At 61.7% G+C, this 24,670-nt stretch carries 21 protein-coding genes; 12 read left to right on the forward strand and 9 right to left on the reverse strand.

Annotated features, from left to right (window positions below):
* Positions 1-19: 19 nt before the first annotated feature.
* Positions 20-1,165, reverse strand: a complete 1,146-nt coding sequence (locus LA304_RS07880; protein WP_224502593.1) for a C4-dicarboxylate TRAP transporter substrate-binding protein — start codon at positions 1,163-1,165, stop codon at positions 20-22.
* Positions 1,166-1,199: 34 nt separating this feature from the next.
* Entirely contained in the window at positions 1,200-2,252 is a 1,053-nt protein-coding gene (locus tag LA304_RS07885; RefSeq protein ID WP_224502594.1) for an alcohol dehydrogenase, read from the reverse strand.
* Between the two features lie 255 nt (positions 2,253-2,507).
* On the opposite strand from LA304_RS07885, the gene LA304_RS07890 reads away from it, so the two are divergent.
* From LA304_RS07890 to LA304_RS07940, 11 genes are all read left to right on the forward strand, one after another.
* Positions 2,508-3,287: an enoyl-CoA hydratase-related protein gene (locus tag LA304_RS07890; RefSeq protein ID WP_224502595.1), complete on the forward strand. Its 780-nt coding sequence runs from the start codon at positions 2,508-2,510 to the stop codon at positions 3,285-3,287.
* A 9-nt stretch (positions 3,288-3,296) separates the two neighbouring features.
* Positions 3,297-4,913 carry a class I adenylate-forming enzyme family protein gene (locus LA304_RS07895; RefSeq protein ID WP_224502596.1) on the forward strand — a complete coding sequence of 539 codons (1,617 nt, stop codon included), beginning with the start codon at positions 3,297-3,299 and terminating at the stop codon, positions 4,911-4,913.
* A 3-nt stretch (positions 4,914-4,916) separates the two neighbouring features.
* Complete coding sequence (locus tag LA304_RS07900) at positions 4,917-5,687, forward strand: enoyl-CoA hydratase/isomerase family protein (RefSeq protein ID WP_224502597.1); 771 nt, start codon at positions 4,917-4,919, stop codon at positions 5,685-5,687.
* Positions 5,680-6,384, forward strand: coding sequence for an SDR family NAD(P)-dependent oxidoreductase (locus LA304_RS07905; protein ID WP_224502598.1), 705 nt, complete (start codon positions 5,680-5,682; stop codon positions 6,382-6,384). The genes LA304_RS07900 and LA304_RS07905 overlap by 8 nt, the downstream gene beginning before the upstream one ends.
* A 5-nt stretch (positions 6,385-6,389) precedes the next feature.
* On the forward strand, positions 6,390-7,550 hold the full coding sequence (locus tag LA304_RS07910; RefSeq protein ID WP_224502599.1) for an acyl-CoA dehydrogenase family protein: 1,161 nt from the start codon (positions 6,390-6,392) through the stop codon (positions 7,548-7,550).
* Positions 7,547-9,055 carry a 3-hydroxyacyl-CoA dehydrogenase NAD-binding domain-containing protein gene (locus LA304_RS07915; RefSeq protein ID WP_224502600.1) on the forward strand — a complete coding sequence of 503 codons (1,509 nt, stop codon included), beginning with the start codon at positions 7,547-7,549 and terminating at the stop codon, positions 9,053-9,055. The genes LA304_RS07910 and LA304_RS07915 overlap by 4 nt, the downstream gene beginning before the upstream one ends.
* On the forward strand, positions 9,052-10,185 hold the full coding sequence (locus LA304_RS07920; RefSeq protein ID WP_224502601.1) for a CaiB/BaiF CoA transferase family protein: 1,134 nt from the start codon (positions 9,052-9,054) through the stop codon (positions 10,183-10,185). The genes LA304_RS07915 and LA304_RS07920 overlap by 4 nt, the downstream gene beginning before the upstream one ends.
* A gap of 12 nt (positions 10,186-10,197) precedes the next feature.
* Entirely contained in the window at positions 10,198-11,202 is a 1,005-nt protein-coding gene (locus LA304_RS07925; RefSeq protein ID WP_224502602.1) for an NADPH:quinone oxidoreductase family protein, read from the forward strand.
* A gap of 6 nt (positions 11,203-11,208) precedes the next feature.
* The gene (locus tag LA304_RS17890; RefSeq protein WP_224502603.1) at positions 11,209-12,633 is read left to right on the forward strand and encodes a 3-hydroxyacyl-CoA dehydrogenase NAD-binding domain-containing protein; all 1,425 of its coding nucleotides are present in this window, start codon (positions 11,209-11,211) and stop codon (positions 12,631-12,633) included.
* Positions 12,634-12,657: 24 nt separating this feature from the next.
* The gene (locus tag LA304_RS07935) at positions 12,658-13,224 is read left to right on the forward strand and encodes a carboxymuconolactone decarboxylase family protein (protein ID WP_224502604.1); all 567 of its coding nucleotides are present in this window, start codon (positions 12,658-12,660) and stop codon (positions 13,222-13,224) included.
* Positions 13,225-13,454: 230 nt separating this feature from the next.
* A complete protein-coding gene (locus LA304_RS07940; RefSeq protein ID WP_224502605.1) occupies positions 13,455-14,885 on the forward strand; it encodes an aminotransferase class V-fold PLP-dependent enzyme in 1,431 nt (476 codons plus the stop codon).
* Positions 14,886-14,932: 47 nt separating this feature from the next.
* On the opposite strand, the gene LA304_RS07945 is transcribed toward LA304_RS07940, so the two are convergent.
* From LA304_RS07945 to LA304_RS07975, 7 genes are all read right to left on the reverse strand, one after another.
* Positions 14,933-15,394 (reverse strand): Lrp/AsnC family transcriptional regulator, encoded by a 462-nt coding sequence (locus tag LA304_RS07945; RefSeq protein ID WP_224502606.1) that lies wholly within the window; start codon positions 15,392-15,394, stop codon positions 14,933-14,935.
* Between the two features lie 178 nt (positions 15,395-15,572).
* Positions 15,573-16,364 (reverse strand): ABC transporter permease, encoded by a 792-nt coding sequence (locus tag LA304_RS07950; protein ID WP_224502607.1) that lies wholly within the window; start codon positions 16,362-16,364, stop codon positions 15,573-15,575.
* 1 nt (position 16,365) lies between these two features.
* The gene (locus LA304_RS07955; protein WP_224502608.1) at positions 16,366-17,208 is read right to left on the reverse strand and encodes an ABC transporter permease; all 843 of its coding nucleotides are present in this window, start codon (positions 17,206-17,208) and stop codon (positions 16,366-16,368) included.
* Positions 17,209-17,261: 53 nt separating this feature from the next.
* Positions 17,262-18,302: an ABC transporter substrate-binding protein gene (locus tag LA304_RS07960; protein ID WP_224502609.1), complete on the reverse strand. Its 1,041-nt coding sequence runs from the start codon at positions 18,300-18,302 to the stop codon at positions 17,262-17,264.
* 42 nt (positions 18,303-18,344) lie between these two features.
* Positions 18,345-20,336: a hydantoinase B/oxoprolinase family protein gene (locus LA304_RS07965; RefSeq protein WP_224502610.1), complete on the reverse strand. Its 1,992-nt coding sequence runs from the start codon at positions 20,334-20,336 to the stop codon at positions 18,345-18,347.
* A complete protein-coding gene (locus LA304_RS07970; RefSeq protein ID WP_224502611.1) occupies positions 20,333-22,399 on the reverse strand; it encodes a hydantoinase/oxoprolinase family protein in 2,067 nt (688 codons plus the stop codon). The genes LA304_RS07965 and LA304_RS07970 overlap by 4 nt, the downstream gene beginning before the upstream one ends.
* Positions 22,400-22,417: 18 nt before the next feature.
* Positions 22,418-23,506 (reverse strand): ABC transporter ATP-binding protein, encoded by a 1,089-nt coding sequence (locus LA304_RS07975; protein ID WP_224502612.1) that lies wholly within the window; start codon positions 23,504-23,506, stop codon positions 22,418-22,420.
* A gap of 132 nt (positions 23,507-23,638) precedes the next feature.
* On the opposite strand from LA304_RS07975, the gene LA304_RS07980 reads away from it, so the two are divergent.
* Entirely contained in the window at positions 23,639-24,646 is a 1,008-nt protein-coding gene (locus LA304_RS07980) for a LacI family DNA-binding transcriptional regulator (RefSeq protein WP_224502613.1), read from the forward strand.
* The last annotated feature ends 24 nt before the right edge of the window (positions 24,647-24,670 follow it).

Raw genomic sequence — 24,670 nt, forward strand, 5'->3', positions numbered from 1 at the left:
TATTTTTGTGCGGTGTGGATCACTCCATGCCGTAGGTGGTCGCGTCCACTTTCGAGAAAATCTCGTCCTCGTAAATCTGTGCGAGCGTCTCCACGTCTTTGACATCGCGGGTCAGGCCTTTCCACTTTTCGACCAGCGCGCGGACAGTCGCCACTTTCTCGGCGGCGTTATCGACGCCGTAGGTCTCGGTGAAAAGTTCGGAAATCAGCGCAGCGTCTTCCATCACGAAGGTCTCGGTGGCTTCGGTGAGTTCAGGGCCGGCCTCGATGATGTCGATGCCTTCTTCACGCGCGGCGGCGAGGGCCTCCATCGGACGGGTGTAGTAGTTGAAGGTGATTTCCGCGCTGTTGAACGCGGCGGCTTTAAGCATTGCGACACGTTCGTCCGTGCTCAGGCTGCGCCATGCGTCGATGTTGGTGTTTGCGGCACCCACACCCACGAACAGACCACCCGGCACGCCGAGGGTGATGTGCTTGGTCACGTCCATGAGTTGCAGGTCGAGCAAGTCGGCAGGGTGCACCACGGTGCAATCCACGAGACCCTGGCTCAGTGCCTCATAGGTTTCGTTGGCGGAGATGCTCACACGGGTTGCGCCCATGGCTTCGGCCCAACGGCCCCAGTTGGCGGAGGCCACGCGGAGTTTCTTGCCCTTGAGGTCCTCGACCGCGCGGATCGGGGTGGTGCAGAGCAGGGCGTAATCGTGGGTGGCGATGCTGCCGAGGTAAATCTGCTGCTCACGCGCAAATTCGGCGGTGCATTCGGGGCAGTCGAGCATGATGTATTCGGTCAGCGCGCCTGTCATCGCAAAGCCCGGGGCGTCAATCCGCTCGCCCACGGTGGAGAGCATGTTGAGGTCCGCGCCAAGGTTTGAGTTCGCGTATTCCGCCGGATGGTAGGGCATGATCACATAGCCCATGTCCACGATGTGATCGCGCAGACCCGGCCCGGTCTGTTTGAGATCAAGCAGCGAGAGCGGGTAGAGCTTGATCGTCGGGCCGCCGTTTTCAGCGACTTTGGCGACGAATTTTTCAAGGCTCTGGACCACGGTGCTCCCCGACGGGAAGCCGACGGCGTAGGTCAGATCCTTTGCGCTAACGGCTTGGCCGGCGAACATGAGGGCAGCGATGCTGGCCCCCTTGATTGCGGTTTTCCATGATGTGTTCATTGAGTTCCTCCTCCTCTGTTAACTTTTTGCGCGCCTATGGCACGAGCACGGCGCGACCGACGATGCGGCCTTCTTCGAGTTCGTGCATGGCGTCATTCGCCTCTTCGAGCGCATAGCGCGTGGTCTGGAGCGGCTGGACTTTGCCCGCGCGTGCCAGATCAATCAGTTCGGCAAATTCCGGCAGGCTTCCGACGACGGAGCCGATGACGCTCACCGCCTTGAGCGGGAACATCGGCAACGGCCAGTCAGAGGCCCCGCCAAACAAACCCACGAGAATGACTTTTCCGCCCTTGCTCACCATGTCGAACGACATGCCCGCCGTTGCGGGGGCGGCAACAAAATCGATGACGGAGGGGATCGGCGCGCCGACGGCGGCCTGAATCTGGGCCATGGCATCTTCGGCCTTGCCGTCGATCACCGCACCGGCCCCGGCCTCAAGCGCGGCGGCGCGTTTGGCGGGATCGATGTCCACAACGACCGGCGGCAGACCGCCAAGCGCCTGAACGAGACCGACACACATCAACCCGAGACCACCGGCTCCGATGATGACCAGCGGGGTCTCCGCAATTGTGTCTTCGACCTTCTTGAGCGCAGAAAACGCCGTCAGGCCAGAACAGGCGAGCGGCGCCGCAATCGCGGGGTCCATGTCGCCGATGTCAAAGAGGTAGCGCGGGTGCTTCACCTTGATCATCGAGGCAAAGCCGCCGTCGGTATGAAATCCGAGATTGCGCGGTTTGAGGCAGAAGTTCTCCGCCCCTTCGAGGCATTTGCGGCACTCGCCGCAGCCCTGCCACGGAAAGACGACATAGGTGCTGTTGGTGTCGAGGCCCTTGACCTCTGCGCCCGTCGCGACGATTTCGCCCGCGATCTCGTGGCCGAGGATCACAGGGAGTTCGAGACCACGGCTCGCAAACTCCAATTTGCGCCCGTGACCGAGGTCGTAATTGCCGCTGTGGATATGCAGATCGCTGTGGCACAGGCCCGCTGCGGTGATCTTGACCAATACTTCTGTACCGGTGGGTGTCGGGTCGCTCCGGTCCTCATGAACCAACGGTGCACCGAACTCGTGCATGCATTCACAGCGCATTTTTCCTCCTGAACGCGGATGTCGCGAATTTTTCTCCTGACCCATGGCGCGCAATTCCTGTGCCAAGGTGCTGTTGGGGCAAAAACAGGGGTGGCGCGAAATATCCGGCGCTCGCGCGGTTTTTGGCCGGAGCTGGCACAACTTTTGCGTGGTTCGAAAACAGACCTCAGTGGAACTGTCCTCGGGCGCTCCACTTTGAGGAAAAACAGCAAATTTACGCTCCGAAAAAGGAGTGGGAAGTGGAAGGACGACACTATGAGCTTTAGCGAAATTCTCTTTGAGGAAGATGGTCCAATCGCCAAGATCACGCTGAACCGGCCGGACAACGGCAACATGTTCACCGAGACCATGTGCCACGAGATCCGCGACTGTATCGAAGGCATCCGCCGTGAAACCCGCACGCGTGTCGTGGTGATCACCGGCGCGGGCGACCGGTTCTTCTGCATCGGCGGCCAGAAAGACGGGATGGAGAAGACCAATCTCTATGCTGGCACGCTTCCGGTTCTGGAAATGTATGAAGCCATCGACAAGCTGCAAAAGCCGGTGATCGCCTCTGTGAACGGCTATGCCGTGGGCGGCGGCAACGTGCTTCAGGTTGTGTGTGATGTGACCATCGCCAAAGAGAGCGCGGTGTTCCGTCAGGTCGGCCCGATGATGGGCTCTTTCGATGCGGGCTATGGCACCTGGTATCTCGAAGATCTCGTCGGCAAGAAACGCGCCAAAGAGATTTGGTACTGCAACAAGAAGATGACCGCGGCCGAGGCCAAAGAGATCGGCATGATCAACCGTGTCGTGCCGGATGACCAGCTTGAGGAAAAGACGCGCGAATTTGCGCTTGAGATCGCGGATCGCGGGTCGTTTGCTCTGGCCTCGATCAAAGGTGCGTTCAATGCTCGTCACGGCGGCGTCGGTGGTCTGTCGCGCGTCACGCACGACCTGCTTTTGACCCAGTATCTCGGCAGCGATGAACACAAGGAGCTCAACGAGAGCTTTAACGGTCGCCGCGCGCCCGATCCGTCCAAATTCGGCAAGTGAGGTGATCCAATGCGCCCGTTTCTGACGCTCCACGATCCGCAATCGTCCCGGAAATACTACGAAGCCGGGCTTTGGCAGAACGAGACATTCTACGATCTCCTCGCGCAGCATGCAGAGGCCAATCCCGACGGCTTCGCCCTGCGTGACGGGCGCGAAACGCTTGATTGGCAGAGCCTCAAGGCCCGTGTCGATGCCATGGCCGACAACCTGTTCGAACATGGCGTCGTTGCAGGCGACCGGATTTCTATCTGGATGTCGAACCGTGTTGAGGTGGTGATCACCTTCCTCGCCTGTTCGCGTCAGGGGATTGCCTGCAACCCGTCCCTGCACCGCAGCTACACCTGCGCGGAGATCATTGATCTGCTCACGGAACTCAACGCCAAGGCGCTCGTGACCGAAGAGGGCTGGGGCGCGGACCGGACGCAGCATGACTTCACGGCGATGGCCAAAGCGCTGCCGTTCATGGAAAAGGTCTACACCCCGCAGAATTTCCCGAACCACATCACGCAGGTAGATCCTGAACCGCATTCGAACCCCGATAGCGTGGCCTATCTGGCGTTTACCTCGGGGACGACCGGACGCCCGAAATGCGTGATGCATTCGTGCAATACGCTCCTCGCCAACGCCCGTGATCTGGCGCGGGACTGGGCGCTCGACGAGCACAGCGTCATCCTCACACTGAGCCCGTTTTCGCACCATATCGCGTGGGTCGCGCTCGGGCAGTGGCTCGTGTGTGGTGGCCAGTTGGTGATGGATGACCCGCCAGAGGGTCTGAGCCGCCTCGACTGGATCGTTGAAACGGGCGCAACCTATGTGATGGGCGTGCCGACGCATGCGATGGACATTCTGTCCGAACAAAAACGCCGTGGCATCGCCCGCATCGGTCAGGTGCAGACCTTCTATATGGCGGGCTCGCCCATTCCCGAAGTCGTCGCGCAGGAGTTCGTCGAACAGGGGATCACGCCGCAGAACATCTACGGCATGACCGAATGTTCCTCTCACCAATACACCCATCCGAGCGACGACAAAGCCGTCTGGATTTCGACCTGCGGGCGCGGGGGGCCGGGCTATGAGGTGAAAATCTGGGACCCCGAAAACCCCGATGTGGAACTGCCGCAGGGCAAATCCGGCGAGATCGGCGGTCGCGGTGCGGCGATGATGCTCGGTTATTTTGCCAACCAGGCGGCGACCGAGAAGACGTTTAACAAACACGGATATCTTCTCTCGGGCGATCTCGGGTCGTTTGACACGAACGGCAACCTGCGGATCGAGGGCCGGATTAAGGACCTCATCATCCGTGGCGGCCACAACATCTTCCCGTCGCGGATCGAGGCCCTGACGCTCACTCATTCGCGCATTGAAAAGGCAGCGGCCTTTGGTGTGCCGGATGATCGTCTCGGCGAAAAGGTCTGTCTGGCGGTCATCGGTGACGTCGAGGCAGGGGACATGCTGCGCCACCTCGCGCATGAAGGCCTGTCCAAGTTCGACATGCCGGAATGGTATCTCGCCGTGGATAGCCTGCCGCTCACCGCCAGCGGCAAAATTCTCAAACGCGAACTGACCGAGATGGTCAAACGCGGTGAAATCACGCCCGAGCCGGTGCGTTATGTCGAAGAAAAGGTCTGATTGATGGCAGTTGAACTGACACGGAGCGGCGATTGCGCCGTTCTCACTCTGAACCGTCCCGAGGCGCTCAATGCATTGAGCTTTGCGATCCTGCGCGAAATCGGCGCGGCGATTGACGAAGTGGCGGCCATGACCGACGTGCGGGCGCTGCTCGTGACGGGGGCAGGCGAAAAGGCGTTTTGCGCCGGTGCGGACATCAAAGAACTGCGCAACCGTCCGCTGATGGATCAGCTCCGCGGCGCGGAACTCGGCCAGTCCGTCTTTGCGAAACTCGACACGCTGCCGGTGCCGTCTGTGGCGCTCGTGAACGGGTATGCGTTTGGTGGCGGCTCCGAGTTGGCATTGGCATGCACCTTCCGTCTCGCGGCGCCGAACGCGATTTTCGGCTTGCCGGAGATCAAGCTCGGCCTCATCCCCGGATATGGCGGCACCCAGCGTCTGCCGCGCCTGATCGGTGAGGGCCGTGCGCTCGAAATCATCATGACCGGCCGCAACGTGAAGGCCGACGAAGCGGAACGCATCGGTCTCGTGAACGCGGTCGTCGAGGGCGACCTGATGGAAGCCGGACTGGAATTCGCTGGCAAGTTCACACGCTACAGCCTGCCTGCGCTCGGATTTGCCCGCAGCGCCGTGCAGCGCGCCGCCGATCTGTCGCTGACAGAGGGTCTGCGGGTGGAGGCGGAGCTGTCGACGCTCGCCTACCGGACCGAGGACGCCGAAGAGGGCATGGCGGCCTTTGAAGAGAAACGTAAACCGGAGTTCAAAGATGGCTAACGGGCAGATTATCGTAACAGGCGGCTCCAAAGGGATCGGGGCCGCGATCGCAGAGGAGCTGCAGGGCCGTGGCTTTGACATCGTGTGTCTGTCCCGCTCCGGCGGCGGCAGCATCGGCCACCAGATCGCCTGCGACATGACTGACGAGGCGGCGGTGAAAGCCGCGTTTGAGGAGGCCGCCGCGCGTGGTCCGATCGCGGGTCTCGTGAACAATGCGGGTGTGCATATCGGCGGCTCGATTGCGGATCTGACTGTGGAGAGCTTTGACAAAACCATCGCGCTCAACGCGACCGCCGTCATGGTCGCCGCGCGCGAGGTCTATCCGCACCTGCGCGAAAGCGGCGGAACCATCGTCAATATCGGCTCTTTCTTCGACAAACTCGGCGTGCCCGACAACCTCGCCTACTGCGCCTCCAAGGCGGCGGTGGCGGCGATGACGCGCTGCATGGCGGTCGAATGGGCCCGTGACGGCATCCGCGTGATGAACGTCGCGCCCGGCTACATCGAAACCGATCTCAACCGTGATTTTCTGGCGCGCGAAAAGGTCAAGGCATGGATGGCACAACGCATCCCGACCGGCGCACCAGGCAAGCCTGAAGACGTGTCCAAACTCGTGGCCGCGATCTTTGACGAACAAATCAACTTCCTGACCGGCGAGACAATCTACATCGACGGCGCACAAGGGATGAACCACTGATGAATATGTATGAACGCTTACTGAGCTACCGTAACTGGAGCGACGACGAACAGGCCATTCTCGATCAGGTCCAGCGCATGACCAATGAGGTCATCGCCCCCAACGCAGAACACATCGACGCAACCGGCGAATTTCCGTGGAAGAACGTCGAGGCGATCAACGCGCTCGGCCTCAATGCCGTGTTCGTGCCTGAGGAATATGGTGGGATGCCGATGCGCTTCCGTCTCTACCTCGAGATCGTGTCGATCATCTCCGAGGCCTGCGCCTCCACAGGCATCATCTATGCCACGAACTATCACGGTATGAAGCCGCTGATCGAATACGGCAACGACGAACAGAAAGAGCGCCTGCTGCCCTGCATCGCAGAGGGTGGTCTTGGCGCGCTAGCCATCACGGAGCCGACCGCAGGGTCCGATGCGACGGGCATGAAGACCTCCTTCACGCCGGATGGTGACGACATTATCCTGAAGGGCAACAAGGTCTTTATCTCCAACGGCGATGTGGCCGACCGCTATCTCGTCTTCGGAAAATGGTCCGAGATCGACGACCCAAAACGCGCGATTTCCGCGCTGATCCTCGAAAAAGGGTCCGAAGGGTTCAGCGTCATCAGCAAAGAGAAAAAGATGGGTCACAATGGCTCGTCCACCTGTGCGCTCGCGTTCGACAACGTGCGCGTGCCGCGCAAGAACCTTTTGTGCGAACCGGGCGACGGTCTCAAAATCCTGCTCGGTTCTCTCAACCGCTCGCGTCCGTCTGTCGCGGCCCATGCCCTCGGCATCGCGCGCGCCGCGTTCAAGGACATGGTCGCATACGGCAGCGACCGCGTGCAGAGCCGCAAGAAAGTGCTCGAATTCCAGGGCAACCAATTCACGCTCGCTGACCTCGCGGGTGAATTGCTCATGGCGGAGAAGTGGCTCGATTACGTCGCTGACCTCATTGAAGCGGGTGAAACCGACTTCGGCATGGAAGCCTCTCTCGCGAAACTGCGCGCCTCTGATCTCGCCATGAAGATGGCGACCGAATGCGTCCAGTTCCACGGCGGCTACGGCTACTGCCGCGACTACCGCGCGGAACGGCTCATGCGCGACGCCAAAATCACCCAGATCTGGGAAGGCACCAATCAGGTTCACCGCCAACTCATCGGACGGAGTTTCATTCAAAAATGACCAATATCAAGAAAGTCGCCGTCTGCGGCGCAGGCGGCACCATGGGTGCGGGGATTGCCATCGTGGCGGCACGTGGCGGGTTTGAAACGATCTGCTTTGACATGTCTGCCGAGGGTCTCGCACGCTCGCGCAAGAACGCGGAGAAGTTCTTTGGCAAGTCGGTTGCCAAGGGCCGGATGAGCCAGGAGGACGCCGATGCCGCTCTCGGGCGCATGTCGGATTCCACCGATCTCAACGACCTCGCCGATTGCGACCTGATCATTGAGGCGATCTTTGAGAGCCTTGAGGTCAAAAAGGATCTGTTCGGCAAGTTGAACGGCATCTGCAAAGCCGAGACAATCTTTGCTTCGAACACCTCGACCCTGTCGATCACCGAGATTGCGGGCGGCTCCGGTCGTGACGACCGTGTGGTCGGCATGCACTTCTGTCTGCCAGCGGAGGTGATGAAACTCATCGAGATGTCGCGCGGCATCAACACCTCTGCGGAGACCTTTGACACCGCATGGGCATGGACCGAGGCCTGCAAACAGATTCCGGTGGAAACGCAGGACAAGCCGGGCTTCATCCTCAACGCGCTCTTGGTTCCGTTCAATAACGACGTGATCCGTGCCATCGAGGCGGGCCTTTGCTCTGCCGAGGACATCGACCTCGCGATCAAATCGGGCCTTGGCTACAAGATGGGGCCGTGCACTCTGTTGGACCTGATCGGTCTCGACACGCAGGTGCGTCTGGGGGAAGCGTTCTATCCGATCACGCTCGACACCCGCGCCTCCGTGCCGCCGCTCTGCCGCCGTATGGTGGCTGCCGGTCGTCTGGGCAACAAATCCGGCTCCGGCCTGCTCACCGCACCGGCTGCGGAGAAGGCCACAGAAGCCCCCGCCTATAGCATCGCGTCTGCGGGCGAGAGCCGTTCCTTTGCGGAGGGTGACGCCTTCCTCGGCGGTGCGAGTGATGGGGCGCCTGTCACGATCCACCTCGGCGGTGGGTTTGCGCCGGACGACAGCAAAACCGCCGTTCTGGTCGAACTCGACACCGAATGCCTCGGCGTTCACACGGGTGAGGACATGGGGCGCGAAGGCTCCAATGCAGTGGGCTTTGCCCGCTACCGCAACGGCAATGATGCGCCGTCGAACCTCATTGAACTCGTCAAGCAGCCGAACACCGATGCCGCCGCGCTCGCCGCTGCGCGGGCTGTGTTCGAGGTCGCGGGCTTTGACGTCGTGGTCTGCGCCGACCAACCGGGCCGCATCGTGGACCGCCTTGTCCGTCCGAAATACAACGACGCGCTGCGCTTCCTCGATGAGGGTCTCGCGAGTGCGGCGGATATGGACAAGACCTGCTGCATGGGTCTCGGCTATCCGGACGGTCCGATCGAGCGCGTCGTGCGCGGCGGTCTTGCCCGTCACTTCGACGTGACCACCGCCATCGCGGACATGACCGGCCAGAAGGGCTATGCCCCCGCGCGTGCCGCTGTCGTGGCCAAAGCGCGCGAGGCTGCGGAATGAAAGGGGCTCTCGACGGAATTCGGGTGCTCGATTTCTCGACGCTTTTGCCCGGGCCGATGGCCACGCTGATCCTCGCCGAAGCAGGCGCAGAGGTCATCAAGGTCGAACGCCCCGGTCGCGGCGAAGAGATGCGCAGCTATGTTCCGAAATGGGGCGGGAGTGACAGTTCCAACTTTCACCTCCTGAACCGTGGTAAAAAGAGCATCGCGGTCGACCTGAAAGACCCTAAGTCCCGCGCCAAACTCACGCCGCTGATCGAGAGCGCCGATATCGTGATGGAGCAATTCCGCCCCGGTGTCATGGCGCGTCTCGGCCTGTCCTACGACGACATGCGCGCGATCAATCCGGACATCATCTATTGCTCGATCACCGGCTACGGCCAGACGGGTCCAAAGGCGATGGTCGCGGGTCATGACCTCAACTATCAAGGCGACGCTGGCATGGCCGCGCTGAGCCTCGGCACGCCCGAGGTGCCCGTCATGCCGCCTGCGCTCACCGCCGACATTGCGGGGGGCACGTATCCGGCGCTGGTCAACATCCTCATGGCGCTTTGGCGGCGCGAGAAGACCGGCGAAGGCGCGCAGATCGACATTGCGATGGCCGAAAACCTCTTTCCCTTCCTCTACTGGGCGCAGGGCGAGGGTCAGGTCACGGGCGATTGGCCGGGCAATGGTGATGCGCTCGTCACCGGTGGCACGCCACGCTACCGCCTCTACCCGACGTCTGACGGTCGCTTTGCAGCCATTGCGCCGATTGAGCAGAAGTTCTGGGAAGGGTTCTGCGCCGCGATCGACCTCGATCCCGCGCTCCGCGACGATGCGAAGGATCCGGCGGCAACAACCGCGCGTGTGGCCGAGATTCTGGCCAGCAAACCCGCGAGCCACTGGGCCCCGATCTTTGAGGCGGCTGATTGCTGCTGTTCCATTGTGAACGGTCTCGATGAGGCCATGTCCGACCCGCATTTCCGGGCGCGTGGGGTGTTCGATCATCAGATCACCGGCCCGGACGGATCGCAGATGCCTGCGCTCCCCGTGCCTGTGGCGCCCGCCTTCCGCGCGGCCACTGACGAGGCCCGCTCTGCCCCCGCGCTCGGGGCGGATAACGCGGCCTGTCTCGGATCAACGGACTAAAGGGGGATCGCCATGAAAGCCGTCATCGTCCGCGAATTCACGCCTTTCGATCAGGCGCAGTATGGCGATTTGCCCGATCCGGAACCTGCCGAGGGCGAGGTCGTCGTCGATCTCGCCACGGCGGAAGCAAACTTTCCGGACATCCTCTATATCGAAGGAAAGTATCAGAAAAAGCCGCCATTTCCCTTTTCCCCCGGTCTTGCGGGGGCAGGGGTCGTGTCAAAACTCGGTGCGGGTGTCAGTGATCTGACGGTCGGGCAACGGGTGATGGTTCTGCCCTATTACGGGACTTACGCGGAAAAGATTGCGCTCCCTGCGGGCTACTGTTTTCCGATGCCGGACGAGATGCCGTTCGACGTCGCGGCGGCCTTTGGCCTCGTCTATCAAACCGCGTGGTTCGCGCTCACGGACCGCGGTGCGATGAAGGCGGGGGATACGGTCCTCGTGCTTGGCGCGACGGGCGGGGTCGGCATGGCGGCGGTGCAAATCGCCAAGGCGCTCGGCGCGGGCAAGGTGATCGCAGCCACCCGTGGCGAAGAGGGGGCCAAGACCGCCCTCGGGTTCGGCGCGGATGCGACCATTGATACGAGCGCGGGTGATCTGCGCAGTGAACTGCGCGACCGTGTGAAGGAACTCACCGACGGACAGGGTGCGGATGTTGTCATTGATCCGGTCGGCGGCGATGTGACGGGTGCTGCACTGCGCGCGATGGCGTGGCAGGGGCGGCTCGTGGTTGTGGGCTTTGCCTCCGGCACCATTCCGCAGATCGGAGCCAATTATCTCCTCGTGAAAAACATCTCGGTGGGCGGTGTCCAATGGACCGACTACCGCGCCCGCCAACTCGACCGCGTGCATGACGCGCAAACGCAGATGTTCGACCTTTGGCGCGCGGGCAAACTCGCCCCGCATATCGTCCGGCGTCTGCCGCTCGCCGACTTTGCCGAGGCGCTGCGCGCGCTTCAGCAGGCCAAGGTCGCGGGCAAAATCATTCTGACAATTCAAGAACCAGAGGAGTAAATCCCGGTGACAGCACTCAGCACATCCTGCAGCATTGGCGTGATCGGCGCCGGAACCATGGGCGCAGGGATCGCGCAACTCGCGGCTGCCGCGGGCCATCCGGTCCTGTTGTTCGACGCCATGGACGGCGCCGCCGCGACAGGGAAGGCGAAGATCGGCAAGGGTCTCGAAAAACTCGTCGCACGGGGCAAGATGACCGAAGGTGACGTTGCCGCGCTCCTCGACCGGATTTCTGTCGCAGGGTCGCTGGAGGATTTCGCAGGGGTGTCTCTCGCCGTTGAGGCCATTGTCGAAAACCTCGACATCAAACGCAAAGTGTTCGGCCAGCTCGAAGAGATCATGGCGGAGGATGCGATCCTCGGGACCAACACGTCTTCGATCTCCGTCACCTCCATCGGGCGCGACCTAAAACGTCCGGGGCAGTTGGTCGGCATGCACTTCTTCAACCCCGCGCCGGTGATGAAACTCGTCGAAGTGATTTCCGGCGTGTCCACCGATCCGGCGGTCGCGGAGACCGTGTTTGACACCGCGGAGGCCTGGGGCAAGGTTGCGGTCCATGCGAAATCGACGCCCGGGTTCATCGTGAACCGCGTTGCGCGGCCCTATTATGCAGAGGCGCTGCGTCTCTATGAAGAACAGGTGGCCGATCCCGCCACTCTGGACGCGCTCATGACCGAGGGGGCAGGGTTCCGCATGGGGCCGTTCACGCTCATGGACCTGATCGGGCATGACGTGAACTATGCCGTGAGCACCTCCGTCTTTGACGCCTACTATCAGGAACCGCGCTTCCGCCCGTCGATTGCGCAGCTCGAACTCGTCAACGCGGGCCGTCTCGGTCGCAAGACGGGGCAGGGGTTCTATGACTACCGCGATGGTGCGGAAAAGGGCGAACCGCGCGCCGAAGCTGTGGCGGATGACGTGGACCAATTCGCGGGCTTTACGTTCGAAGCTCCGTTCGATTGCGGCACAGTCATGATCCAGCCCACCGATGGCCGCACGGCAAAAGCCGTCGCGCAGACCACGGGCAAAGCGACCATCGTTTATGACCTCGTGGACAAGGCCTCCGGCAGCACCCGCGTCGCATTCGCCGCCTCTCCCGACGTCGCGCCGGACCAGATCGAGCGCTTTGTCGCCACGATGTATCTACAGGGCCTGACCGCGACCCATCTACCGGACTGGCCGGGTCTCGTGGCGCTGCGCACGGTCGCGATGCTCGCCAACGAAGGCTTCGAAGCCATGCTTCAGGGCGTGGCGGACGAAGACGGGATCGACAAGGCGATGCGCTTTGGTGTGAACTACCCCAAAGGGCCAATCGCATGGGCCAAAGAGATCGGTCTGACCCGCGTGCTCTCTGCCCTTGACGCCCTGCACGATATCACCGGCGACCCGCGCTACCGTGCCTCCATGGCACTGCGCATGGCCGCGAGCTAAGCCAGACGACGAGAGGAGGCGCGCGTGCCCCATCTTCCCTTCCTGCCCGAAAACGCAGGCCCGCCGAATGTGTTCAAACGCTACAAAGAGATCTACGGCCCGTTTTCCGAAATGAGCCAGGCTCTCATGAACGGGCCGTCGCCCCTGACGCCAGCGCAGCGCGAAATCATCCTCGCGTTCGCGGCGGGGGTGTCGGGGAACAACTTTGTTTTCACGGGCCACAGTGCGGTCGCCTATGCCCACGGGGTTGAGGAGGGTCTGTTGGAGGCGCTCGTTGCGGATCTCGACACCGCCAATGTCGCGGATGATTTCCGCGAATTGCTGCGCTTTGTCCGCAAACTGATGCTCACCCCGTCAGAGATGGAACAGGCGGACGCCGATGAGGTATTTGCCGCCGGTTGGGACGAAGACGCCCTCCACAGCGGCATCGCCGTCGCAGGCCGCGCCGCCTTTATGCACCGCCTGATCGCCGGATGCGGCTTTGCCCCCCTCGATCCCGAAGTCGCCGCCAAACACGCCGCGAAACGGGTGCAAAACGGCTACGTCCAGATGTACGGGTTCCTGAAGGACAAGAAAGAGCGGTCGGCTTAAGCTCCGCCGCGTGTCTTGGGCCAACTCTGTAACGCTTTGCGGTGGCCCTTTGGTGCGCACGGTCTCCTCTGACGTGGCATGATATTGCGTGGAAAGGGCTAGCAAATTCTTTCCCGTTTTTCGGGTCCCGCAGAAAATTTTTGCCGAATATCGTGATTGCGTTCGGAAGAACGAAAAAGAGGTGCGCGGTGCTTCGGGTAGAATGGGGCTGACCACTTAGGAAAAGGCCCATGGACGCACAAAACCAACATCCCCTGCTGACCCAATTCCGCGATGCGATGCCCAAAGGGGCGGACCTCGCCGCGCATCTCGTCGGGAAGGGCGCGGAGTTCGACGGGCCGTTCGGCACGAAAAAGATCGTCTATGCAGACTATGTGGCGTCTGGCCGTGCGCTGATGTGTGTTGAGCAATTCATTCTGGAAAACGTGCTGCCTTTCTACGCCAACAGCCACACCGAAGCCTCCCATTGCGGTGGCTTTATGACCCGGTTGAGGAATGCGGCCCGTGCGACGGTTGCGGCGCATTGCGGCGCGGATGAACGTCATGCCGTCGTGTTCGCCGGATCGGGCGCGACCGCCGGTATCAATCGGCTGGTGCGGCTCTTCGAGGCAGATACAGGGCGGGTGAAAGTCATCATTGGCCCGTATGAACATCACTCCAATATTCTTCCGTGGCGCGAGAGCGGGGCGGAGGTGGTCGAGCTGCCCGAAGCTCCGACGGGCGGTCCCGACATGGACGCGCTTGATGCCGAACTGCGAAATGCCGACGCCTATGACCGCGTCATCTGCGCGTTTTCTGCGGCCTCTAACGTGTCGGGCATCATTGCCGATGTTGAACAGATCACCCGCAAAGTCAAAGCGGCGGGGGCCAAGATCATCTGGGATTACGCCGGAGGCGGCCCCTACCTGCCGATGAATATGTCACCGGCGAAGGACGCCGAAATTGATGCGTTGGTCTTCTCTCCGCACAAATTCATCGGCGGGCCGGGCGCGTCCGGTGTGCTTGTCCTGCGTCGCGATGCCGTGATGTCCGACCGCCCGACCTGGGTTGGCGGCGGCACTGTGCGGTTCGTGTCTTCAGAGACGCATGACTACAGCAGCCAGATCGAACACCGTGAAGAAGCCGGAACGCCGAATGTCATTGGCGATATCCGCGCGGGTCTGGCGGTGATTGTCAAAGAGGAGATCGGGCAGGATTTCATGTTTGAGCGCAATCGCCACCTCGCGAAACGTGCGCTCGCCGAGCTTGAGAAATCGCCGATGATCGAACAGCTCGGATTGACCGAGCCTGACCGCCTTCCGATCCTGTCTTTCCGTGTGCGTCATCCGGAGGGTGGCTTCGTCCACCATCAGTTCGTGACCAAATTGCTGAGCGACCGATACGGGGTGCAAGCGCGCGGCGGCTGCGCCTGTGCTGGTCCTTATGTCCTGCGGCTGCTCGGTCTGAGCGATGTTGCTGCGGATTTGCGCGACGAAATCCTCGCAGGGCATGAGATGGAGAAGCCGGGCTTTGTGCGGTTCAATCTCTCCGTGCTGATGAGCGACGCCGAAGTGGCGTTCATTCTGGAAAGCGTGCGCGCCATTTCAGAGGAGGCGCACCGCTTTTCCGACTCCTATTGCGTGGACCCCTCACGGGCGATTTTCACGGCGCAAGCGGCCTAAGACATCGGAACGAAGACACATGGCTGGTCCGCGACCGATCATGTGCTTTAGGCGTAGTCCAGCGGCAGTTCCGTGGAGGATCGGATGGTCTCCATCGCGAACATGGAGGACACGTCGTAAATGTCGACCTTATCAATGAGGCGCTGATACACCATGTCAAAGGTTGCAATGTCCGGCACGACGGCGCGGAGCATGTAGTCAACATCTCCGGCGAGCCGGAACACATCCACGATTTCGGGGATTTGGTTCACCGCATCCACAAAATCCTTTGCCCATTTTTTCGTGTGCTGATTGGTGCGCACCGCCATAAAGACAGAGACGCCGACGTTAAGCTTGGCTTCATCCAGAAGCGCGACGCGCTTTTTGATATACCCTTGCTCCTCGAGCTTTCGGATGCGGCGCCAACAGGGCGTCACGCTCAATCCGATCTCATCGGCGATTTCAGCGACCGATTGCTCGGTACTTCTCTGCAAGAGCATCAAGATCTTTCGATCATAGCTATCAAGCATAGGGGTCTCCTGACTGCCTTGTTCACACCTGACGTTTATGGATTATTTTACCCCGTTTATGCTTAAGCGTGAGAAAAATTTTCTATTATTTCGAAGTCTGGCGCATAACATGCCGCGCTCAACCCGTGTTGTCTAGGGCCGTGTGCGTCCGGCCAGACCTGTCTCAGGGCGCATCTGCTCAGGTGGCGACGGTCATCTTTTCGATCCCGTAGAGCCTGTCTGCCACGACGAGCGCGATCACAGCCAGAGCGAGTTGCAGGGTCGAAAGGGCTGCGATGGAGGGATCAAACTGATGCTCCATGTAGGCCAGCATCACGACCGGAAGCGTGTTGGTCTGCGCAGAGCCGAAGAAGTAGCTGACCGGCAGGTTGTCAAAGGAGGTCAGGAAGGAAAAGAGCGACCCCGCGGCGATACCTGGCCGGATGAGGGGGAGGGTCACCTCCTGAAATGTCCGAAAGCGCGACGCGCCGAGGATCATCGCAGCCTCTTCATAGGCAGGCGGCACGGCGCGGTAGACGGCGGCGACAGTGCGGATGACATAAGGCAGGCAGATCACCGTGTGCACGATGGCGAGTGCGAGGAACGAGATGCCGAAGCCCATCCATGATAGGAAGAAGAGCGAGGCGAACCCGATCACGATCATCGGCATCGACAGGGGCGAGAGCAGGAAGGTGGTGATTGTTGTCGCCCAGCCGGAGCGCGAGCGCGACAGATAGAGCGCCGCCGGAATGCCGAGGACGCAGGAGGCGACGGTGGCCACGACTGCGAGTTTGAGACTGACCCAAAGGCTGTCGATGAAGGGTTCGTATTCAAAGATGCGGGCGAACCACTTGAGCGACCAGCCGGGGATCGGGAAGGCCGCAAAGCCCGCCGAGGTGAAGGAGATCACCACGACAACCGCGATCGGCAGGATCATGAAGATAAAGAAGGCAACGGTGAACAGCCAGAGGGCCCAGTCAGTGAGACGCATGTTACGCTCCTTGTCTGCGCACAAGGCGCAATTGCAGCCAGAGACAGGCCAATGCGATCACCAACAGGATCGTGCTCATCGTTGAGGCCAGTGCGAAGTCGCGCGTGGTGTTGAACTGCTGGTAGATCAGTAGCGGCAGCGTCTGGAACCCGCCGCCCAGAAGAACGAGTGTCACGAAGGACCCGTTCGCGATCATGAATACCAGAATGGCGCCGGTCCCGATGCCGTCCAGCGTGAGGGGCAACGTGACCTCAAAGAACGTGCGGAACCGCGACGCGCCGAGCACAAGTGCGCCTTCTTCCAGCCGCCGGTCAACGCCCTGAAGGACGGAGGCGATGGAGAGGACGGCGAAGGGGACGAGGACGTGAACAAGGGCGGCAATGGCCAAGCCCGGCGTGTTCAGCCAGCGCAGCGGCGTGTCGAGAAGTCCGAGATCGGTCACGAGCCACTGATTGATCAACCCGCGCCGCGCGAACAGCACCTGCCACCCGAAGGTGCGCATGATGATCGAGGTCAGCAGCGGGGCGATCAGCAGGAAGATGATCAATCCGGAAAACCGACCGGCCTTGCGCACCAGCACGTAGGCAACGGGGTAGGCGATGACGACCGAAATCACCGTGACAGCGGCCGAGAGGACCACCGTTTCGAGGATGACGCCCAGATAGAAACTGTCGGTGAGGAAAGCCGTATAGCGGGCGAGGGTGAAACTGCCATCCTCACCAATGAAAGAGCGTGCCGAGTTGTCGACGAGTGGCATAACGAAGAACACCGCGAGGAAGATCAGCGCGGGGGCCAACAGGAGGGCGCGGCGCGTGCGCTCCGAGATTTGTGCGGTCTTCGACATGATCTACCTCATCATAGGGGTCTCCCGCCAGCGAACCGGCGGGAGCACTGGCATTACATGCCGATTTCGCGGTTCCAGCGGTCCACCCACTCGTTGCGGACCCGTGCGATATCCGCGTAGGGCGGCAGGTTCGCTTCGGAGAGCGGCGTCACGCGGCTCGCGAGTTTTTCGCTGTAGACGACTTCGGTGTTGGTCACGCCGTAGTTCAGAATCTCTGCGAACTTCGACTGGTTCTCGGGGGCGAGCACCTCGTTGAGGTAGTCCCATGCGAGATCAGAGGCGTTCTTCGGCTTCTGGATCGCGACGGCGGTCATCGCACCACCTTCTTCCGGGTTGATGAAGTCGATCCAGTCGATGCCCTGATCGACGTGGTTCCATGTGCGGCCGTCGAAGTAGATGCCGAGATCCGCTTCGCCGGAGGCCAGATGGTTGAAGAAGTCGTTCGGGCCAGCCCAGAACACGAGGTTGTCTTTCATCTTCGCCATAGCTTCGAAGAACGGATCCACGTTGTCGACGGTTCCGCCGAGCGCATTGTTCAGAGCCCAGATAAAGAAGACAGGGGTGACGCCATACTGGATCGACGGCACGGAGGCGACGAACTCGCCCGAGGCGACACGATCCACGAAAGCGGCAAAGCTTTTCGGAGCGTCGGATACAACCTGTTTGTTGTAGGTGATGCCGCCGACGCCGTAGTCGAAATAGGTGCCTTTGCCGAGGCAGGCGTCGGTGAACTCCTGCGGGATGTTGGCGAGGTTCGGCAGTTTCTCAACCGTGAAGTCGTCCATCAGATCGCCTTCGGCGGCGATCACGGCGAGGTCGGGCGTCATGATGAGGACGTCGAGCGGCGGGTTTTCGGGGTTGGCTTCGACTTGGGCCAGCCATTGAGCCGGTCCGCCGAGCGACACGGTCGCGGTTGCGCCGGTCTTGGCCTCGAAGGGAGCGACGAAGCAATCGCGGATTGCTTGTTCCCAGACGCCGCCATAGGCGGTGACATTGAGAGTATTCTGCTGTGCGCGCAGAGGCATGCCGTTCAGGCCGATCAGGCCTGCGGCGGCAGCGCCGGTGCCGAGGAATTTACGTCTGTTCAGTGTCATTGTGGTCTCTCCATTGGGGTTGTGCCGTTTCCCGGTTCTTACTCAGATGTTGCTCAGGGCGCGTTCGAGGCGACGGATGGCCGTCTCGCGCTGGGTGTCGTTGGCGGGGCTTCGGGGGAAACTCGACGGGAGATCCTCCAGCACCGTTTCAAAGATTTCCCGACGTTTGCTTTGGCGGTGCGACACGGGGACTGTGAGGAGCGCGGCGTTCAGGCGATCCATCAAGGCGGGGGCGAAGATGCTGTCCCATGTGTCGCGTTCGGGGCCAAAGACCGTCCCGACATTCTTGCCCGCCGCGGTGCGAAGCGCGGACGTAGCGTCATGATCGACGCGACCGTCACACAGGACGACACCGTAGGCGCGCCGCGCATGGTCTGCCGTGACAAAGCCCGCTTCGACATCCGCCAGAACGGCCTCAGGGTCACGGAGCATCGGATCACCCCATCCACCTGCTCCCGGAGTGCGGAAGGTCACGATGTCACCTGCACGAACTTCGAGGACGTCGATCTTGCCGAGGCGGTGCTCACGCGGGTGGCCTTCGTTGATCACGAGAGAGCCCGGTTCGCCGGGTTGTCCGCCTGCCTGCCCCCACGGGCGGAACAGCAGACGTTCCATACCGCGTCCGAGAACATGGGAGCCATCGGTCAGCACGCGGAAGGACAGGACCATCCCACAGCCGCCGCGCCACTGGCCCGCACCGCCGGAGTCAGGGCGCAAACCGTAGTGCAGCACTTCAACGCCCAGTTCGGCCTCAACCGTTTCGACAGGGTTGTTGGCGAGGTTGGAGATACCGCTGTCGCGTCCGTCCACGCCATCGTGTCCGCGTCGTGCGCCGGTGCCGCCGATGAGGGGTTCGATCACCTGAACCATACGCCCGCCGGTGGGGCTTGGTTCGCTCATCACGATCGGGATCACGGTGCCGGAGGCCGCAGCCGGAAGGACGTCGGGGAGGGCGAGGCCGAACGCGCCGTTCAGCACATCGTTCACGCGGATCGCAGCGGCGTGTCGCACACCGGTTGCGGCAGGTTCCTCAGGGTTCACCAAAGAGCCGAGCGGGGTGTTGATGCTCAACGGGCGGAGCAATCCGGCATTGAGCGGCGCAGAGTGGTCAATCGTCTGGACAAGGGCCAGCATCCGCAGCGTCAACCACGCGTGAGGGCGCCCGCAGGACGGGATGTTCATCGCGGTGGCAACCTGAGGGTCGGTGCCGGTGAAGTCGAGGTGAACGCGACCGTCCTTGATTTCCACCGTCACAGAGAGGCGGACGGGCAGGCGGCTCGCGGCATCGTCATCGAGGTAATCCGAGAAGCTGTATTTGCCCTCGGGCATCTGGCGCAGCACCGCTTCGGCCTTGCCTGCGGCGTAGCTCATCAGGGCTTCCTGCGCGCTGACCAGTTCGGCAGAGCCATGCTGACCCAACATCTGCGCCACGCGGCGGCGGCCGGTGGCCAGTGAGGCGAGCATCGCGCGAATGTCACCCATGTTGGCCTCGGGTGTCCGCGAGTTCGCATCGAGGAAAAGGCGCACTTCAGGGGACATCTCGCCTTTGCGCATCAGCTTGACGGGGGGGATGCGAAGGCCTTCCTGGAAGATCTCTGTATTCACAGGCGAGATCGACGAGGGAACGCGCCCGCCCACGTCGGAGCAGTGCACAAAGCACCAGCCATAGGCGATGATTTCACCGTCATGGAAATACGGCTCGATCATGTGCAGGTCCGGCAGGTGCGTGGCCAGACCCGTCGAGCGGTAAGGATCGTTGGTCAGGATCACGTCGCCGGGTTCGAGCGCACCTTGGGTGGCGATGACAGATTCGATAGCGGGCAGACATTCCAAGCCGACAAACCCCGAGACGCCGATGGAGCGCGGGTAGGCGAAAAAGCGACCGTCCAGTCCGGCAAGTGCGCAGGCGAAGTCCGCGGTTTCTTTCACATAGAGGGTGCGGCCCGTGCGTTGCAGCGTCAGGCACATCTCTTCGGTGACAGAGGCAAACTTGTTGCCGAGGATTTCCAGCAGGACGGGATCGAGGGTGCTCATGCCGGGCTCCTTTCAATGATCAGGTTCCCGAGCTCGTCCACCGTGGCGGTCCAGTCGGGCAGAATGATGGTCGTCGTTTCGGCCTGTTCGACGACGGCAGGGCCGGACAGGATCGCATCCTTGCCGAGCGTGGTCCGGTCGTAGACGGCGGCTTCGTGCCATGCACCCTTGTGGAAGATGTTCCGGCGGGTGCGAACGGGGGCGCCGTCACCCGTGGCTTTGGAGGCAGACAGCGGTTGCCCGACGCCGATCATGGCGAGCCGGATGGTGCCGATTTCGACCAGTGCCTCGGCATCGCGGAAGCCGTAGATGCGCTCGTGCTCCTGGTGGAAGGCTTCGGCGTAGCTCGCGGCATCTGCGCCCGCGTCCAAGGTCACGCGCAGCTCGTAGGCTTGCCCAGTATAGCGCATATCGGCGGACCGTTCGACTCGGCGGTCCGCAATGTCCGGCAATTCGTTGTCCAGCCAGGCATCGCCTTCGGCCTGAAGTGCCACAAAGGTGCTTTCGGCGGCGGCTGCACTTTCTTCTGTGAGTTCAACGCGGAGAGAACGGACGAAATCGCGGCGGAGGTCCGCGCCTGCGGCGCCCATTGCGCAATAGGCACCGGCGGCTTGCGGGACGAGAATGCGGGCGATGCCGATCTCTTCGGCCAACAGGTTGGCATGGGTTGGTCCCGCGCCACCGAAGGGCAGGAGCACGAAGTCACGGGGATCAAGCCCGCGTTCGGCCATCGTGCGGAAGAGCGAGCCAGCCATTTCCGCAGAGGCCACGGCGAGCGCGCCTTCAGCCAAACGGACAGCGCGGTCGTCGCCCTCGATGCCGACTTGCGTGGCGACCGTATCGAGCGCGGCGCGCGCAGCGTCGCCGTCGAGCGGCATCGAGCCACCGCCAAAGTTGGCCGGATCAATGAAGCCGCACGCGATGAAGCAATCCGTCACGGCAGGTTCCGTTCCGCCGCGCCCGTAGGAGACGGGGCCGGGGTGGGCGCCGGCGCTGTGGGGGCCGACCTTGAGCACACCTTGGGCGTCGCCCCAGATGATAGACCCGCCGCCCGCACCAATGGCGTTCACGTCAACCACCGGCAGGACGAGCGGCAGCCCGCCAATGTCGGTGCGTGTCGCGATCCCTGCGGTGCCGCCGGTCGCGACGGCCATGTCGGAGGAGGTGCCGCCCATGTCGAAGGTGATGATGTTTTCCATGCCCGACTGGCTCGCCTGACGCACAGCAGCCATCACGCCGGAGGCCGGTCCCGACAGGATCGTTTCGACCGGACGCGCAACAGCGGACCCGACGGATAGAGAGCCACCATTCGAGGCGGTCACCAAGAGCGGCGCGTGCACGCCGATCCGTTCCAGCCCCGTCAAAAGGCGTGCGAAGTAGGTGTCCATCAGCGGCTGGATATACGCATTGAGGCAGGCCACCAGCGTGCGTTCATATTCGCGGATTTCCGGCCAGATTGTTGCCGCAGAGGAGATCGCGAAGGACTCGAGCCGTGCGGAGAGGGCGGCGGCGATCTCACCTTCTGCTTCCGGATTTGCGTAGCCGTTGATGAGCATGAGTGCAGCCGCATCAAGGTTCAGCGCGGCCAGCTCACGCGCCACGCGGTCCAGCTCTGCCTCATCCGGTTCGGAGGTCAGTTTTCCGTTGCGGTCAAAGCGCGCATCGATCTCGATCACGCAGGATCGGGGGACCAGAGGCACTTCTTTCTCTGCGTGCAAATCGAACGAGGACGGCATCCGGCACCGCGCGATTTCGAGAATGTCGCGGTATCCCTTCGTGACGATCAGGCCGATACGGGCGCCGCGGCGCTGGATGATCGCGTTGAGGCCAATGGTCGTGCCGTGCATCAACCCGCCAACATCCTGAGGGGCCATGCCTTCACGGGCCAGAAATTTGTCCAGCCCTTCGATCAGCGCGCGTGACGGGTCGTCAGGGGTGGATGGCTCTTTGTAGAGCGTGATCTTGCCGGTTTCGGCGTCGGCCATCACAAAGTCCGTAAACGTCCCGCCGACATCAATGCCGATACGCAGTCGTCCGGTGGAACCCTGGGTGAAATCTTTCATGTCTGTCTCCTGACCCGATCAGTTCCGGGTGTCCTGAGGTGCCACGACGACGCCGTGTTCGACGGGCCAGCCCACGGGGACCCTGTCGCCCAACACAAGACTCGTTTGTCCCAACGATGCGTCGGCCTGACGGTAGGCGGTGAGCTCCACGTCGGTGCCATCGAGCGCAATACGATAGGCGGCATAGGAGCCGCGGAACGACGCCGCGACGATGCGGCCCATGAGACCTTGGCTCAGCGGGCCTGCGGCCTCGCCCAAGACGATCCGTTCGGGGCGCACAGAGAGGGTCGCGCGTGTGCCGGGGGTGGCTTTCGTCGGAAGTGTCAGCGTGCCGGCCTCTGTCTTCAGCATCCCGTCCGGCGTGACATCTCCGTCAAACAGGTTCGATGTGCCAAGGAAGGTCGCAACAAATGCCGTTTCCGGATGGTCGTAGATGTGGTTCGGCGCACCAAGTTGAAGAATTTTCCCGCCCTGCATCACGGCGATCTGGTCCGACATGGACATCGCTTCTTCCTGATCGTGCGTGACGAGGAGCGTGGTGATTTCCAGCCGCTGCTGCATTTCACGGATCTCGAATTGCATCGACTCTCGGAGGGCTTTGTCGAGCGCACCGAGCGGTTCATCCAGGAGCAGCACGCGTGGATTGACGACGAGGGCACGTGCCAATGCCACGCGTTGCTGCTGGCCGCCAGAGAGTTGGGAGGGGAACATCTCCTCGCGGCCTTGCAGATGGACCATGTCGAGCATACGCCGCACTTCGTCCAACTGCGTTTGTTTCGAAGCACCGAGCATCCGCAGCCCGAAGGCCACGTTTTCCGCCACGGTGCGATGCGGGAACAGGGAATAGCTCTGGAACACCATGCCAAGCCCGCGCTTGTTGGGCGGCAGGTGGGTCACGTCATCGTTGCCGATCCGGATTTCCCCGCTGTCGGGCGTCTCAAAGCCCGCGACCATGCGCAATGTCGTGGTTTTCCCGCAACCGGAGGGCCCGAGAAGCGACACGAGAGAACCGGGTTCGACCTGCAAATCGAGGTTGTCCACGGCCAAGAGGTCCCCGAACCGCTTGCGGATTGTCGTGAGACTCAAGTTGGAAGGGGTGTCGTTCATGGCAACTCCGATCTGTTAAGACTAGAATTGTAGCGCTACAATTATTTGTAAAGAAGAAATTACATTTTATGGCGTGCCGCTTGCCAAACCTTAAAAAGCAGGCCATTTTTTTCGAGAGCCAAGAGAGCGATTATGAGCGAACCGGACCGAATCTCCTCGAAGAACCTGACAATGCAGGACATTGCGAAGGCGGCCGGCGTGTCTCCGATGACGGTTTCGAATTGCTTTCGCTATCCTGACCGTGTGCGCCCCAAAACCCGCGAAACAGTGATGAACGTCGCCGCACAGCTCGGGTATGTGCCGAACATGTCGGCCGGACTGCTTGCTGCCGGATCGAGCCAGGTGATCGGTGCGGTGTTGCCCTCCATCCGGAACTCGGCGTTCTACCGATATGTCGCGGGCCTGCGACAGGCGGCGACTGAGCGCGGGCACGAACTCATCACCATGATCGCAGAAACGCCGGAAGAAGAGCTGTCCGCCGTGCAAACTCTGTTGGGCTTACGGGTCGCGGGGATTGCATTGGTCGCCGGCCCTCATGTCGCTGACCTGAGGCAGTTGCTCGCCCTCTCCGGCACCCCTGTTGTCGAAAGCTGGGGCGGAGAGGACGCGATAGGATGCGGTGTCGCCTACGATGTCGGTGCCGCCAGCCGTGAGTTGACCCAACACCTGATCAAACAGGGCCGTAGGCGGATCGGTTTCGTTCAGGTTCTGGGCGGCGGGGAACAACGTTATACAATGCGGTTTCCCGGTTTTCAGAAGGTGATGTTTGATGCGGGACTAGCCGACAATCTCGTTTTGACGGTCCGTGCCGCAGACGGGTTCGGGTCCGGCGCGCGGATTCTCAACGAGTTTCTGAGCTTGGAGCCGCGACTGGATGCGATCCTGTGCCCGACCGACGTTGTCGCGGCGGGGGCACTGTTTGAATGTCAGCGGCGTGGCTTGGACATCCCCGGTGACATCGCGATTGCGGGATGGGGGGACTATGATATCGGTCGCCAACTCAGCCCGACCCTGACAACTATCACGCCTTTCTCTTTCGACATTGGGGCGGGGGCCGTGAAGATGCTGCTCGAAGGTGGCGCTGAACGGCCCAATTCGCTACTCACACCCTATGCGTTGGAGGTGCGGGAGAGCACCTAAACTTGCCTCCGAGGGTGGGCGCGA

Source organism: Celeribacter litoreus (genome assembly GCF_020165855.1).
GTDB classification, from domain to species: Bacteria; Pseudomonadota; Alphaproteobacteria; order Rhodobacterales; family Rhodobacteraceae; genus Celeribacter; species Celeribacter litoreus.